Source organism: Leptothrix mechoopdaensis (SeqCode) (assembly GCF_053893855.1).
On the sequence record NZ_CM132699.1, the window covers coordinates 3,189,946 to 3,203,291 of the forward strand.

The 13,346-nt window shown below is 70.4% G+C and carries 12 protein-coding genes; 5 read left to right on the top strand and 7 right to left on the bottom strand.

What is annotated here, in order from left to right; genetic code table 11:
• Nucleotides 1–6 precede the first annotated feature (6 nt).
• Nucleotides 7–801 (top strand): glycerophosphodiester phosphodiesterase, encoded by a 795-nt coding sequence (gene ugpQ, locus ACWA7K_RS13780; protein ID WP_456161962.1) that lies wholly within the window; start codon nt 7–9, stop codon nt 799–801.
• Entirely contained in the window at nt 798–1,865 is a 1,068-nt protein-coding gene (locus ACWA7K_RS13785; RefSeq protein WP_456161963.1) for a CaiB/BaiF CoA transferase family protein, read from the top strand. The genes ugpQ and ACWA7K_RS13785 overlap by 4 nt, the downstream gene beginning before the upstream one ends.
• A 26-nt stretch (nt 1,866–1,891) precedes the next feature.
• On the opposite strand, the gene argJ is transcribed toward ACWA7K_RS13785, so the two are convergent.
• The 3 genes from argJ to ACWA7K_RS13800 form a co-directional block, all read right to left on the bottom strand.
• Nucleotides 1,892–3,121: a bifunctional glutamate N-acetyltransferase/amino-acid acetyltransferase ArgJ gene (gene argJ / locus ACWA7K_RS13790; protein ID WP_456161964.1), complete on the bottom strand. Its 1,230-nt coding sequence runs from the start codon at nt 3,119–3,121 to the stop codon at nt 1,892–1,894.
• Nucleotides 3,122–3,179: 58 nt separating this feature from the next.
• Nucleotides 3,180–5,930 (bottom strand): preprotein translocase subunit SecA, encoded by a 2,751-nt coding sequence (secA, locus tag ACWA7K_RS13795; protein ID WP_456161965.1) that lies wholly within the window; start codon nt 5,928–5,930, stop codon nt 3,180–3,182.
• A 207-nt stretch (nt 5,931–6,137) separates the two neighbouring features.
• Nucleotides 6,138–7,169 (bottom strand): M23 family metallopeptidase, encoded by a 1,032-nt coding sequence (locus tag ACWA7K_RS13800; protein WP_456161966.1) that lies wholly within the window; start codon nt 7,167–7,169, stop codon nt 6,138–6,140.
• An 18-nt stretch (nt 7,170–7,187) separates the two neighbouring features.
• Between ACWA7K_RS13800 and ACWA7K_RS13805 the strand changes: the two genes are divergently transcribed.
• On the top strand, nt 7,188–7,517 hold the full coding sequence (locus ACWA7K_RS13805) for a hypothetical protein (protein ID WP_456161967.1): 330 nt from the start codon (nt 7,188–7,190) through the stop codon (nt 7,515–7,517).
• A gap of 123 nt (nt 7,518–7,640) precedes the next feature.
• Here the strand turns inward: ACWA7K_RS13805 and ACWA7K_RS13810 are convergent, their stop codons facing one another.
• The 3 genes from ACWA7K_RS13810 to purN form a co-directional block, all read right to left on the bottom strand.
• The gene (locus ACWA7K_RS13810) at nt 7,641–8,864 is read right to left on the bottom strand and encodes a DesA family fatty acid desaturase (RefSeq protein WP_456161968.1); all 1,224 of its coding nucleotides are present in this window, start codon (nt 8,862–8,864) and stop codon (nt 7,641–7,643) included.
• Between the two features lie 173 nt (nt 8,865–9,037).
• Nucleotides 9,038–10,294, bottom strand: a complete 1,257-nt coding sequence (locus ACWA7K_RS13815; RefSeq protein ID WP_456161969.1) for an RsmB/NOP family class I SAM-dependent RNA methyltransferase — start codon at nt 10,292–10,294, stop codon at nt 9,038–9,040.
• The gene (purN, locus tag ACWA7K_RS13820) at nt 10,291–10,947 is read right to left on the bottom strand and encodes a phosphoribosylglycinamide formyltransferase (protein WP_456161970.1); all 657 of its coding nucleotides are present in this window, start codon (nt 10,945–10,947) and stop codon (nt 10,291–10,293) included. Before purN ends, ACWA7K_RS13815 begins: the two co-directional genes overlap by 4 nt.
• Nucleotides 10,948–11,111: 164 nt before the next feature.
• On the opposite strand from purN, the gene ACWA7K_RS13825 reads away from it, so the two are divergent.
• Both ACWA7K_RS13825 and ACWA7K_RS13830 read left to right on the top strand, forming a co-directional pair.
• Nucleotides 11,112–12,449 (top strand): tryptophan--tRNA ligase, encoded by a 1,338-nt coding sequence (locus ACWA7K_RS13825; protein WP_456161971.1) that lies wholly within the window; start codon nt 11,112–11,114, stop codon nt 12,447–12,449.
• A gap of 23 nt (nt 12,450–12,472) precedes the next feature.
• Nucleotides 12,473–12,898, top strand: a complete 426-nt coding sequence (locus ACWA7K_RS13830; RefSeq protein ID WP_456161972.1) for a DUF3717 domain-containing protein — start codon at nt 12,473–12,475, stop codon at nt 12,896–12,898.
• Between the two features lie 15 nt (nt 12,899–12,913).
• Here the strand turns inward: ACWA7K_RS13830 and ACWA7K_RS13835 are convergent, their stop codons facing one another.
• Entirely contained in the window at nt 12,914–13,297 is a 384-nt protein-coding gene (locus tag ACWA7K_RS13835; RefSeq protein WP_456161973.1) for a response regulator transcription factor, read from the bottom strand.
• Nucleotides 13,298–13,346 lie beyond the last annotated feature (49 nt).

The window sequence follows — 13,346 nt, forward strand, 5'->3', positions numbered from 1 at the left end:
ACCACCATGTCCGCTGCCCGCCTGACCCCCTGGCCCTACCCGCGCTGGATCGCGCACCGCGGCGCCGGCAAGCGCGCGCCCGAGAACACGCTGGCCTCGTTCCGCCACGGCGCCGCGCTCGGCTGGACCAGCTACGAATGCGACGTCAAGCTGAGCGCCGACGGCGAGCTGTTCCTGCTGCACGACGACACGCTCGATCGCACCAGCAACGGCCACGGCGTGGCCGGCGCGCAGGACTGGTCGGCCCTGTCGCGGCTGGACGCCGGCGCCTGGCACGGCCGGGCCTACGCGGGCGAGCCGCTGCCCCGGCTGGAGGCCATCGCCCGGCATTGCCTGGCGCGTGGCCACACGCTCAACATCGAGATCAAGCCGACCACCGGCACCGATGCGCCGACCGGCCGGGCCGTCGCGCTGGCCGCACGCGAGCTGTGGCGCGAGGCGGTCGAGGCCGGCCGCAGCCCGTGGCCGCTGCTCAGCAGCTTCCGCCCCGACGCGCTGGCCGCCGCCCGCATCGCCGCGCCCGAGCTGCCGCGTGCGCTGCTGCTCGACAGCCTGCAGGCCGACAGCTGGCAACGCGCCGACGAGCTGGGCTGCGTCGCGGTGGTGCTGAACCACCGCCTGATCGACGGCCCCGAGCTGATCGCGCATCGCCATGCCGACGGCCTGCGCGTGCTGGTCTACACCGTCAACGACGCAGCCCGCGCCCGCGAGCTGTTCGACTGGGGGCTGGACGGCGTCATCAGCGACGCGGTCGACGACATCCGCGAACAGGTCGGCGCGTTGCCCGAGCTCGCGCCATGACCGGTTCGGCTGACGTGATGCGGCCGCTCGCCACGCTGAAGGTCGTCGAGTTCGAGGGCCTGGGCCCCGGCCCGCTGGCGGGCTGGATGCTGGTCGGGCTGGGCGCGCAGGTCACGCTGGTGCGGCGTCCGGGCGGCAACCCGATGGCCGATCAGCTGGGCGGCCCGCACGGCACGCGGCTGGTCGACGGCAAGCGCCACGTCACGCTGGACCTCAAGCGCGCCGAAGGCCTGGCCGCCGCGCGCGAGCTGATCGCCACGCACGACGCGCTGATCGAGGGCAACCGCCCCGGCGTGATGGAGCGCCTGGGCCTGGGCCCGGCCGACGTCGCCGCGCTCAACCCGAAGCTGGTCTACGGCCGCATGACCGGCTGGGGCCAGACCGGGCCGCTGGCGCAGGCGGCCGGGCATGACCTGAACTACGTTGCGTTGAGCGGCATGTTGTCGCTGGGCGCGCGTCGTGATGGCGAGCCGCCGATCGTGCCGCCGACCGTGCTGGGCGATGCCGGCGGCGCGCTCGGCCTGGCGCTGGGCATCGTCAGCGGCGTGCTGGCGGCGCGTCAGCCGGACGGGTGGGGTTGCGTGGTCGACGCGGCGATCGTCGACGTCGTCGCGATGCTCGGCACGCTGGCGCTGTGGATCCACGGCGGCGGCCAGCTGGCCGGCCCGCGCGCCGACAGCCCCTTCCACGACTCGCCGTTCTACGAGGTCTACCGCTGCGCCGACGGCGGCTGCATCAGCCTGGCTGCGCTGGAGCCGGCGTTCTGGGCCATCGCGCTGCAGCGGCTGGGGCTGGACGACATCGCCCCGGACGGCCAGTACGACGTGCGGACCTGGCCGGCGCTGAAGGCGCGCCTGACCACGCTGTTCGCGAGCCAGCCGCGCTCACACTGGGATGCGCGCCTGGAAGGCAGCGACGCCTGCTACGCCCCGGTGCTGGGTCTGGCCGAAGCCGCCGCCCATCCGCACAACGCCGCGCGCGGCACGCTGCGGGTCGACCCGGTGACGGGGCAGATCCATGCCGCGATGGCGCCGAGGTTCTCGGCGCTGGATCAGGACCGGTGATCGGGACCGAAGATCAAGACCGGTGATCAAGACCGGTAATCGGCGTTGATCTTCACGTAGTCGTACGACAGGTCGCAGGTCCAGACGGTCGCCCGCGCGTTGCCGCGGTGCAGGTCGACGCGCACGGTGATCTCGGCCTGCTTCATGACACGCGCGCCGTCTTCCTCGCGGTAGTCGGGGTGGCGGCCACCCTGGCGGGCGACATGCACGTCGTCGAGGAACAGGTCGATGGTCGACTGGTCCAGGTCGGCGATGCCGGCGTAGCCCACCGCCGCGAGGATGCGGCCGAGGTTGGGGTCGCTGGCGAAGAAGGCGGTCTTGACCAGCGGCGAATGGGCGATGGCGTAGGCCACCTGGCGGCACTCTTCCTTGGTCCGGCCGCCCTCGACGCGCACGGTGATGAACTTGGTCGCGCCTTCGCCGTCGCGCACGATGGCCTGGGCCAGCTGCTGCGAGACCTCGATGACCGCCTGGCGCAGCAGCGCGCCGTCGGGCGATTCCAGCTGCTCGATCGGCGCGTGGCCGGCCTGGTGGGTCGCGATCAGCAGGAAGCTGTCGTTGGTCGACGTGTCGCCGTCGATCGTGATGCGGTTGAAGCTGCGGTCGGCGGCCTCGCGCACCAGTTCCTGCATCAGGTGCGGCGCCACGACCGCGTCGGTGGCGACGTAGCCCAGCATCGTCGCCATGTTCGGCCGGATCATCCCGGCGCCCTTGCTGATGCCGGTCACCGTGACCGTGCGCCCGCCGATCTGCACCTGCCGCGACGCCGCCTTCGGCAACGTGTCGGTGGTCATGATGGCCTCGGCGGCCAGTGCCCAGTTGTCTTCCTTGCGATCGGCCAGCGCCGCCGGCAGACCGGCCTGGATGCGGTCGTTGGGCAGCGTCTCCATGATCACGCCGGTCGAGAACGGCAGGACGTCCTCGGGCGCCAGGTCCAGGTGCTGGGCCAGCGCGATGCAGACGGCGCGGGCGCGCGCCAGGCCGTCCTCACCGGTGCCGGCGTTGGCATTGCCGGTGTTGATGACGATGGCGCGCTTGGCCGGGCCGGCGGCCAGGTGCTCGCGGCAGATCTGCACCGGCGCTGCGCAGAAGCGGTTGCTCGTGAAGACGCCCGCGACGCTGCTGCCCGGTGCCAGCGTGATGACCGTCAGGTCACGTCGGTTGGCCTTGCGCACGCCGGCCATCGCCACGCCGAGTTCGACGCCGGCGACCGGGTGGAGTTCTTCAGGCAGGGGGGCGCGCAGGTTGACGGGCATGGCGGCGGCTTCGGGGTGGGGTGGACGGATCGGGAGACGGTTCGACAGACGGTTCGGCTCAGCTCAGCTTGCCGTGGCAGGCCTTGAACTTCTTGCCGCTGCCGCACGGGCACGGATCGTTGCGGCCGGCGCGCATCGCCTGGGCCAGCGGCTGGCCTTCGGCCGGCGCGGCGTCCTGCGAGACGCTGCCGTCCTCGTTCGGATGCGTGTAGGTCACGTTCTCGATGTGTTCGGCGCGCGCCTCGATCGCCTCGGCGGCCTGCTCGGCCTCCTCGCGGGTCTGGATGCGCACGGTCATCAGCACGCGCGTGACCTCCAGCTTGGTGCGGTCCAGCAGCTGGCTGAACAGCTCGAAGGCCTCGCGCTTGTATTCCTGCTTCGGGTTCTTCTGGGCGTAGCCGCGCAGGTGGATGCCCTGGCGCAGGTAGTCCAGCGCGGCCAGGTGCTCGCGCCAGTGCGAGTCGATGTGCTGCAGCAGCACCATGCGCTCGAAGCCGGCGAACTGCTCGCGGCCGACCAGCGCGACCTTGGTCTCGAAGGCCTCGTCGGCCGCCTTCACGACCGCCTCGACGATCTCCTCGTCGGTGACCGCATCGCTCTTCTCGACCATCGCGCGCAGCGCGACGTCGACGTGCCAGTCGTCCTTCAGCACCTTCTCCAGCGCCGCCAGCTCCCACTGCTCCTCGACCGACTCGGCCGGCACGTGCAGGCGCACGATGTCGGTCATCGCGCCACGGCGCAGGTGGGCGATCTGGGCGTGGACGTCGGTCTGCTCCAGCAGCTCGTTGCGCTGCGCATAGATGACCTTGCGCTGGTCGTTGGAGACGTCGTCGTACTCCAGCAGCTGCTTGCGCATGTCGAAGTTGCGGGCCTCGACCTTGCGTTGCGCGCTCTCGATGCTGCGGGTGACGATGCCGGCCTCGATCGCCTCGCCGTCGGGCATCTTCAGGCGTTCCATGATCGCCTTGACGCGGTCGCCCGCGAAGATGCGCATCAGCGAGTCTTCCAGAGACAGGTAGAAGCGCGAGCTGCCCGGGTCACCCTGGCGACCGGCGCGGCCGCGCAGCTGGTTGTCGATGCGGCGGCTCTCGTGGCGTTCGGTGGCGATGATGCGCAGGCCGCCGAGCGACTTGACCTGCTCGTGCAGGCCCTGCCATTCGCTCTTGAGCTGCGCGATGCGCACGGCCTTCTCCTCGTCCGACAGGGCCGCGTCGGCCTCGACGAACTGGACCTGCTTCTCGACGTTGCCGCCCAGCACGATGTCGGTGCCGCGACCGGCCATGTTGGTGGCGATCGTGACCATGCCCGGCCGGCCGGCCTGGGCAATGATCTCGGCCTCGCGGGCATGCTGCTTGGCGTTGAGCACCTGGTGCGGCAGGCCGGCGGCGGTCAGCATCTTGGCGACCAGCTCGGAGTTCTCGATCGAGGTCGTGCCCACCAGCACCGGCTGGCCACGCTCGTGGCACTCGCGGATGTCGGCGACGACCGCCTCGTACTTCTCGCGGTCGGTCTTGTAGACGAGGTCCAGCTCGTCCTTGCGGATGGTCGGCCGGTTCGGCGGGATCACCACGGTCTCGAGGCCGTAGATCTCCTGGAACTCGTAGGCCTCGGTGTCGGCCGTCCCGGTCATGCCGCCGAGCTTGCCGTACATGCGGAAGTAGTTCTGGAAGGTGATCGAGGCGAGCGTCTGGTTCTCGGCCTGGATCTGCACGCCTTCCTTGGCCTCGACGGCCTGGTGCAGGCCGTCGCTCCAGCGCCGGCCGGTCATCAGGCGGCCGGTGAACTCGTCGACGATCGTGACCTCGCCGTTCTGCACCACGTAATGCTGGTCGCGGTGGAACAGGTGATGCGCCCGCAGCGACGCGTAGAGGTGGTGCACCAGCGTGATGTTGGCCGCGTCGTACAGCGACGCACCCTCGGCCAGCAGGCCGGCCTGGGCCAGCAGCGCCTCGGCCTTCTCGTGGCCTTCCTCGGTCAGGAAGACCTGGTGGCTCTTCTCGTCGGCGGTGAAGTCGCCCGGCTCGATGACGCCTTCGCCGGTGCGCGGATCGGCCTCGCCGATCTGCTTCTTCATGTGGGGCACGACCGCGTTGATCGCCACGTACATCGAGGTCTGGTCCTCGGCCTGGCCGCTGATGATCAGCGGCGTGCGGGCCTCGTCGATCAGGATCGAGTCGACCTCGTCGACGATCGCGTACTGCAGCGGGCGCTGCACGCGGTCGACGACCTCGTAGACCATGTTGTCGCGCAGGTAGTCGAAGCCGTATTCGTTGTTGGTGCCGTAGGTGATGTCGGCGGCGTAGGCGGCCTGCTTCTCCTCGCGCGGCATGTTCGGCAGGTTGATGCCGGTGGTCATGCCGAGGAAGCCGTAGAGGCGCCCCATCCACTCGGCGTCGCGGCGCGCGAGGTAGTCGTTGACGGTCACCACGTGCACGCCCTTGCCGGGCAGCGCATTGAGGTAGACCGGCAGCGTGGCCATCAGCGTCTTGCCTTCGCCGGTGCGCATCTCGGCGATCTTGCCGTTGTGAAGCACCATCCCGCCGATCAGCTGGACGTCGAAGTGACGCATCTTCAGGACCCGCTTGCTGCCTTCGCGCACGGTGGCGAAGGCTTCGGGCAGCAGGTCGTCGAGGCTCGTTCCCTGAGCCAGCCGCTGACGGAACTCGGCGGTCTTGCCGCGCAGCTCGTCGTCGGTGAGCTTCTCGAACTGGGGCTCGAGCGCATTGATGCGCTCGACCACGCGTCGGTACTGCTTGAGCAGGCGCTCATTGCGGCTGCCAAAAATGGACGTCAGGAGCTTGGGCAACATGGACGGGACAAACGTGACGGCCCTGGCGCGAGGGCACCCGCCAGGGCCGGTGTGATGGGCTTCGTCGTCGACGTGTCAGGCGACGGGAAGGAGACCGGAGCAGGCCTGCAGATCAGGCCGGAACGTCACCTTGCAAGGACCCCGGGAAGAGCCCTTTCCCCGTGTCGCCGACGGTGCGGGTCGACGCAGAAAAATCGCGTGAGTCTATCACCGGGCCCCGGGGGCTCCAGGCTGTGCGGCAGCCCGGGCCTCGGGGCGGTCACCCTTCAGCGACAGGCTCTCGCCACGGGCCAGGAACCGCGCCGGGTTCTGCGGCACGCCATTGAGCAGCACCTCGAAATGCAGGTGCGAGCCGGTCGAGCGACCGGTGTTGCCGATCTGCGCGATGGCCTGCCCACGACGCACCAGCTCGCCCGGCTTGACCATCATCTTCGAGGTGTGGGCGTAGCGGGTGATCAGGCCGTTGCCGTGGTCGACCTCGATCATCTGGCCGTAGGCGCCGGACATCTCGGCAGTCAGGACCACCCCTGCGGCGGCCGAGCGGATCGCCGTGCCGACCGGGCCGGGGAAGTCCAGCCCGGTGTGCAGCGCCGGGCGCGAGGTGAACGGGTCGATGCGGAAGCCGAAGCCCGAGCCGACCGGGCCGACCACTGGCGGCGCGCTCGGCACCATCATCAGTTCGAGGCGCCGTTCGAGCAGCCGCGACTCGATCAGCGTGAAGACGTCGCCGCTGCGGCCGGCCTTGGCGTCGAGCGAGTCGACCAGCTCGTTGAGGTGGGCCATCGAGGGCGTCTCGGCAGCCGGCGTCACCGGCAGGTAGGGACCGCCCGCGCCGCCCTTGGCCACCGGCAGGTTCTTCCCATCCAGCGTCGACGGCGCAGCCTCGGCGGCGCGGATCTCCTCGGGCTTGATGCCGGCCAGACCGGCGACGCGCTCGCCCATCGCTTCCAGCCGGACGACCTTGGCCTGCATCTCGCCGACCTTCTGGGCGATGGCGTCGAGGTTCTCGCGCAGGAAACGGTCGCGCTGCTCGGTGTCGTCGGTGACGACCAGCCCGGCCAGGTCGCCGACGATGGGCCAGCCGGCCCGCGCCGCCTTCAGCACGACCATGTGGTAGATCACGCCGGAAAGCAGCATCAAGGCCAGCAGCAGGCCGACGACGGCGGTCACCAGGCCAGCGGGGCTCACGTGAAAGGAACGCGTGCGAGCCAGGCCGCCGTGGGTGATCAAGATGTCCATCGTCACTAAACTCCTGGTGTGAAACACAGCCCGCCCGCCGTTCCCGACGCACTGGCCATGGGTCAGGCGCTCGCCCGTTGCGAGCCCCTGCTGAGCCTGCAGCGGCGCCTGGCCGAAGCCGACGCGCGCATGCAGGCCATCCGGCCTCTGCTCCCCCCAGGTATGTTGGTTTCGGTGTCCTCGGGCCCGACCGAAGCCGATGGCTCGGGCTGGACCCTGCTGGCCGCCAATCCTGGTGTGGCCGCCAAGCTGCGCCAGCTGCTGCCCCGATTCGAGGCGGCGCTGCAAGATCGAGGCCTGCAGGCTAGCCCAATCCGGATACGCGTTCAATCGACCCGACGGCCCTGACCGTTGTGCCATCCCCCGCCCGCAGGGGCCGGATCCAGCGGGGCTGACAGCTGCGATTCATGCCGCCCCAGTCGAGCGTGACCTGAACCACGAAACCCTCGCCGGACATGTCAGGAGACGTGTTCAGGCCCTCGCGGCGCGCAACGTGCGCGCGAATTCCGCCAGTGCCGCGATGCCACTCTCCTCGGCACGTCGGCACCAGGCCTGCAGGTCCTGGACGAGTTGGTCGGCCGACACGTTGGTGCGGGTCCAGAGCGCGCGCAGTTCCTCGCGCATCGCCACCAGCTTGGCCAGCGCGGCACTCTCGTGGCAGGCCTGCGCGACCTCGCCCTGCAGCTCGGCAGGGATCTTGTCGGCGTCACGGTGCAGCCAGCGGGCGGCCAGGCGCATGCGGCGCCAGGCGTCGGTGCCCTGCATGCCCTGCGTGCGCAGGCGCTCGAGTTCCTCGGCCACGACGCTGCGCAGGCCGCCGGCGTACTGGGCCATCACCTCGTAGCGGTTGGCGATCAACGCTTCGAGCGTCTGGTTGTCGGCCACCGGCTTGACGGTGCCCAGGCGCAGCTGCGGCGGGGTCTTGCGGACCTTGGCCAGACCGACCAGCTCCATCGCGCGGATGTAGCCCCAGGCGATGTCGAACTCGTAGGGCTTGACCGACAGCTTGGCCGAGGTCGGGTAGGTGTGGTGGTTGTTGTGCAGTTCCTCGCCGCCGATCAGGATGCCCCAGGGCGAGACGTTGGTCGACGCGTCGACCGCCTCGAAGTTGCGGTAGCCCCACCAGTGGCCGATGCCATTGATGATGCCGGCGGCGGTGATCGGGATCCACAGCATCTGGACGGCCCAGACGGTCGCGCCGATGGCGCCGAACAGCAGCAGGTCGATGACCATCATCAGGCTGACGCCCAGCGCGCTGTAGCGGGTGTAGACGTGGCGCTCGATCCAGTCGTCCGGCGTGTTGTGGCCGTACTTGCGCAGCGTTTCCTGGTTCTTCGCCTCGCTGCGGTAGAGCTCCGAGCCGGTCAGCAGCACGGTGCGGATGCCGCGCGTCACGGGGCTGTGCGGGTCATCGACCGTCTCGCACTTGGCGTGGTGCTTGCGGTGGATCGCGACCCACTCCTTCGTGACCATGCCGGTGGTCATCCAGAGCCAGAAGCGGAAGAAGTGCGACGGGATCGCATGGAGGTCCAGCGCACGGTGCGCCTGGCTGCGGTGCAGGAAGATCGTCACGGCGGCGATCGTGATGTGCGTCACGACCAGCGTGTAGGCCACGATCTGCCAGCCGCTGGCGTTCAGCAGGCCGTCGGAGAACAGGTCGAGCAGGGCGCTCGCAATCTGGGAAAACTCGGGCATCGGGGTCCTTCGGGGTCACGGTCGGACGGGTCGGTCCGACCGCCGATTGTATTGGGGGGGTCCCGAAAGCCCGAAACCCGGGCAACCCCGTTCGAGGGATACCCTGATGCCGACCCGATTCGGTCCTGACCTGCGTCAAGCCCGCGTTCACGCCGGCCGATGCCGGGGAACTTTCAGCGCCGCTGCCAGACCGCCGCGAAGAAACCGTCGGTGCCGTGCCGATACGGCCACAGGCGCAGGTGGCCGGCGTCGACCAGCTCGGCCGCGTTGGCCACGCCCTGGCGCGTCAGCACCTCGGTCACGTCGACCGGGATGAAGTCGGGGTGCGCGGCGCTGAAGGCGTCGGCAATCTCCTCGTTCTCGGCCCGCAGCAGGCTGCAGGTGGCGTAGACGAGCCGCCCGCCCGACTTCACCAGCCGCGCCGCGCTGGCCAGGATCGCGCCCTGCTTGGCGGTCATCTCGGCGATGGCCTCGGGGCCCTGGCGCCACTTCAGGTCCGGGTTGCGGCGCAGCGTGCCCAGGCCCGAACACGGCGCGTCGACCAGCACCCGGTCGATCTTGCCGGCCAGCCGCTTGACGCGTTCGTCGCGCTCGTGGGCGATGCCGGCCGGGTAGACGTTGGACAGGCCGCTGCGCGCCAGACGCGGCTTCAGCGCCGCGAGCCGGTGCGCCGAGACGTCGAAGGCGTAGAGCCGGCCGGTGTTGCGCATCATCGCGCCCAGCGCCAGCGTCTTGCCGCCGGCACCGGCGCAGAAGTCGACCACCATCTCGCCGCGCTTGGCCTCGGTCAGCAAGGCCAGCAGCTGGCTGCCCTCGTCCTGCACCTCCATGTCGCCCCGCAGGAAGGCGTTGCTGCGGTTCAGCGGCGGCTTGCCCAGCGCGCGCAGGCCCCACGGCGACCACGGCGTCGGCGTGGTGTGGATGCCTTCCTCGGCCAGCGCGGCCTGGGCCAGTTCGCGCTTGGACTTCAGCAGGTTGACGCGCAGGTCCAGCCCGGCGGGCTGACGCAGGCTCTCGACCAGCGGCCAGAAGCCGTCGCCGACCTGGTCCTTGAGCGGCGCGGCCAGCCATTCCGGCAGGTTGTGGCGCAGGCTGTCGGGCTGCTTGTCGAGGCTCAGCAGGCGGGCCGTCGTCAGCCACTTGAGTTCCTCGGGCGTGGCGGCGGCGCGCAGGAAGGCCTCGGTGCCTTGCCAGGCCAGCAGGCTCAGGCGGCGTTCGAGCGAACCCTTGCCCGACTTGGCCAGGTACTGCAGCCGGATCTTGTCGCGCAGCACCGCGTAGACCGTCTCGGCCAGCGCGTGGCGCTCGCGCATGCCCAGCGACTTCTCGCGCCGGAAGAAGGACGAGACGACCGAGTCGGCCGGCTGCGTGAAACGCAGCACCTCGTGCAGCAGTTCGTCGCACAGCGCGAACAGGGCTTTGGGATTCATGTCGTGTCCTTGCCACCGGCCACGTCGGCCAGCAGGTGTTGAGCGGCGGCGCCGGTGTGGCGCACGCGCAGGCCGTCGAGCGCCAGTTCGCCAAGGACGAACCAGCGCACCGCCATCGGGTAGAGGCGATGTTCCTGGACCAGCACGCGGCTGGCCAATGTCGGGGCGTCGTCGCCGTCCAGCACCGGCACGACCGCCTGGGCGACGATCGGGCCGTGGTCGAGTTCGGCGGTGACGAAATGGACCGTCGCGCCGGCCACGCGGCAACCCGCGTCGATCGCGCGCCGGTGCGTGTCCAGGCCGGAAAACGCTGGCAGCAGCGACGGGTGGATGTTGAGCATGCGGCCTTCGTAGCGCGCCACGAAAGCCGGCGTCAGGATGCGCATGAAGCCGGCCAGCACGACCAGGTCGGGCTGGTGGCGGTCGATCTCGGCGGCCAGCGCGTCGTCGAAGGCGGCACGGTCGGCGTGCGCGCGGTGGTCGAGACCGATGGCCTCGATGCCCTGTCCGCGGGCCCAGTCGAGGCCGGCGGCGGCGGGCTTGTTGCTCAGCACCGCGACGATCCTGGCCGGCCAGCCTTCGCTCAGGCAGGCCTGCTGGATCGCCTGGAGGTTCGAGCCGGTGCCGGAAATCAGGACGACGATGCGCTTCATGAGGGGGGCGAGTGTAGCGAGGGCCTCCCGCGCGGCCGGCCGCGACGGGTCGCCTGCCTACAATCCGCCCTCCCCGCGACAGGCCCGATCACCACGGGTCCGGCGGCCGATCCGGGCCGCGCGCCGCAGCCGTCCACCACCCTTCCAGACACGACCCCGCCACCATGTCCAACCGCGTCCTCACCGGCATCACCACCACCGGCACCCCGCACCTGGGCAACTACGTCGGCGCGATCCGGCCGGCGATCACCGCCAGCCGCGAGCCGGGCGTCGAGAGCTTCTTCTTCCTGGCCGACTACCACGCGCTGATCAAATGCGACGACCCGGCCCGCATCGAACGCTCGCGGCTGGAAATCGCCGCTGCCTGGCTGGCCGCCGGGCTGGATCCGGCCCGCGTCACCTTCTACCGCCAGAGCGACATCCCCGAGATCCCCGAGCTGACCTGGCTGCTGACCTGCGTCACCGCCAAGGGCCAGATGAACCGGGCGCACGCCTACAAGGCCGCCGCCGACGCCAACGTCGCGGCTGGCGAGGACACCGACGCCGGCATCACGATGGGGCTCTACAGCTACCCGATCCTGATGGCCGCCGACATCCTGATGTTCAACGCCCACCGCGTGCCGGTCGGCCGTGACCAGATCCAGCACATCGAGATGGCGCGCGACGTCGCCCAGCGCTTCAACCACCTGTTCGGCGCCGGCCGCGAGCTGTTCGTGCTGCCGCAGGCCGAGGTCGAGGAAAGCGTCGCGACGCTGCCGGGGCTGGACGGCCGCAAGATGTCCAAGAGCTACGACAACACCATCCCGCTGTTCGACGGTGGCGCCAAGGCGCTGCGCGAGGCGGTCGCGCGCATCGTCACCGACTCGCGCCTGCCGGGCGAGCCCAAGGAGCCCGAAGGCACCGCGCTGGTGACGATCTTCGACGCCTTCGCCGATGCCGACGAACGTGCCGCCTTCCGCGCCGCGCTGGTCGGCGGCCTGGGCTGGGGCGAGGCCAAGCAGCGGCTGGTCGACCAGATCGAACGCAGCGTCGCGCCGATGCGGGAACGCTACGAGGCGCTGATCGCCCATCCGGAGCGGATCGAGGAGACGCTGCAGGCCGGCGCCGCCAAGGCCCGAGCGATCGCCCGCCCGCTGCTCGACGAACTGCGCCACGCCGTCGGCCTGCGCCGCATGCAGCCGCGCGCCGCAGCCGCCGTCGACACCAAGGGCGGCACCAAGGCGAACGCCGCCGCGCTGGCCCAGTTCAAGCAGTACCGCGAGGGTGATGGCCGCTTCCACTTCAAGCTGGTCGCGGCCGACGGCTCGGTGCTGATCCAGAGCGAGGGTCTGGCCGAAGGCCGCGAGGCCGGCCGCTGGGTCCAGCAGCTGAAGAACGGCGACGCCGCCGCGCTGGACGCCGCGCCGATCGAACGCGGCACCGGCTACGACCGCTCGGCCGCGCTGGCGGCGATCGAGGCGATCGCCCGGGCCGCCGCCGAACAGCAAGCGAGCAAGGGCTGAGCGCCGCCCGCCACGAGCACGCCATGCCGGCGCTGCACCTGACCGACATCGAGGCCGCCATCAACTGGTGGCGCGAACGCCGCCCGACCCCGGACGGCGCGCCCCTGTGCCCGGAGCTGACCGCGCTGGCCGAGGTCTACGCGCTGATGGTCTATCACCGCGAACGGACCTGCGACGAGGCGACGATGCCGGCCACCGCGCGCGAGGCCTGGCTGGCCTGGTACGCGACGACGCCCGACGCGCCCTGCATCGCGATCTGCTCGACCACCCAGGGTGACGCCGTCTGCAAGGGTTGCGGCCGGACCTGGGACGAGGTCCAGCACTGGCCGGCGATGGGTCCGGCTGCCAAGCGCGAGGTCTGGCACCGCATCACCGCAGAGGGCACCGCCTGGCGCTTCAACCGCTACGCCGAGCGGGCACGCGGCCACGACGGGCAGGCGCCGATCTGAGCCAGGGCCGCCGGTTCAGTCGGCGGGGATCTTGGCGACCATCGCCTCGACCCGATCGATCAGTTCGAGCGGGCTGAAGGGCTTGACCAGATAGGCATCGGCGCCCGACTGCTCGCCGGCACTGACGTCGCTGCTCTGGCCGCGAGCGGTGAGCATCACGACCAGCGTCGCGCTGAGCTCTGCATCGCCCTTGATGGCGCGGCAGACCTGAAAGCCGTCGAGGCGGCCCGGCATCATGACGTCGAGCAGCATCAGGTGCGGACGCATCTTGCGAGCCAGCGCCAGGCCGGTCTCGCCGTCGGGGGCCTCGTGGAGTTCGAAGTCGCTGAATTCCAGCGTCATGCGGATCAGCTTGCGGATGTCCGCCTGGTCTTCAACGATAAGGATGCGGTGGGTCATGGCGGATCTGACCTGTTCGGTTGGGAGCGCGGCGCATCGTCACGCGGGA

Coding starts and splice junctions, on each gene's coding strand:
- ACWA7K_RS13810 (WP_456161968.1), bottom strand. CDS start 8,864: ATGCCCGAGTTTTCCCAGATTGCGAGCGCCCTGCTCGACCTGTTCTCC.
- secA (WP_456161965.1), bottom strand. CDS start 5,930: ATGTTGCCCAAGCTCCTGACGTCCATTTTTGGCAGCCGCAATGAGCGC.
- ACWA7K_RS13785 (WP_456161963.1), top strand. CDS start 798: ATGACCGGTTCGGCTGACGTGATGCGGCCGCTCGCCACGCTGAAGGTC.
- ACWA7K_RS13830 (WP_456161972.1), top strand. CDS start 12,473: ATGCCGGCGCTGCACCTGACCGACATCGAGGCCGCCATCAACTGGTGG.
- ACWA7K_RS13825 (WP_456161971.1), top strand. CDS start 11,112: ATGTCCAACCGCGTCCTCACCGGCATCACCACCACCGGCACCCCGCAC.
- ugpQ (WP_456161962.1), top strand. CDS start 7: ATGTCCGCTGCCCGCCTGACCCCCTGGCCCTACCCGCGCTGGATCGCG.
- ACWA7K_RS13800 (WP_456161966.1), bottom strand. CDS start 7,169: ATGGACATCTTGATCACCCACGGCGGCCTGGCTCGCACGCGTTCCTTT.
- ACWA7K_RS13815 (WP_456161969.1), bottom strand. CDS start 10,294: ATGAATCCCAAAGCCCTGTTCGCGCTGTGCGACGAACTGCTGCACGAG.
- purN (WP_456161970.1), bottom strand. CDS start 10,947: ATGAAGCGCATCGTCGTCCTGATTTCCGGCACCGGCTCGAACCTCCAG.
- ACWA7K_RS13835 (WP_456161973.1), bottom strand. CDS start 13,297: ATGACCCACCGCATCCTTATCGTTGAAGACCAGGCGGACATCCGCAAG.
- argJ (WP_456161964.1), bottom strand. CDS start 3,121: ATGCCCGTCAACCTGCGCGCCCCCCTGCCTGAAGAACTCCACCCGGTC.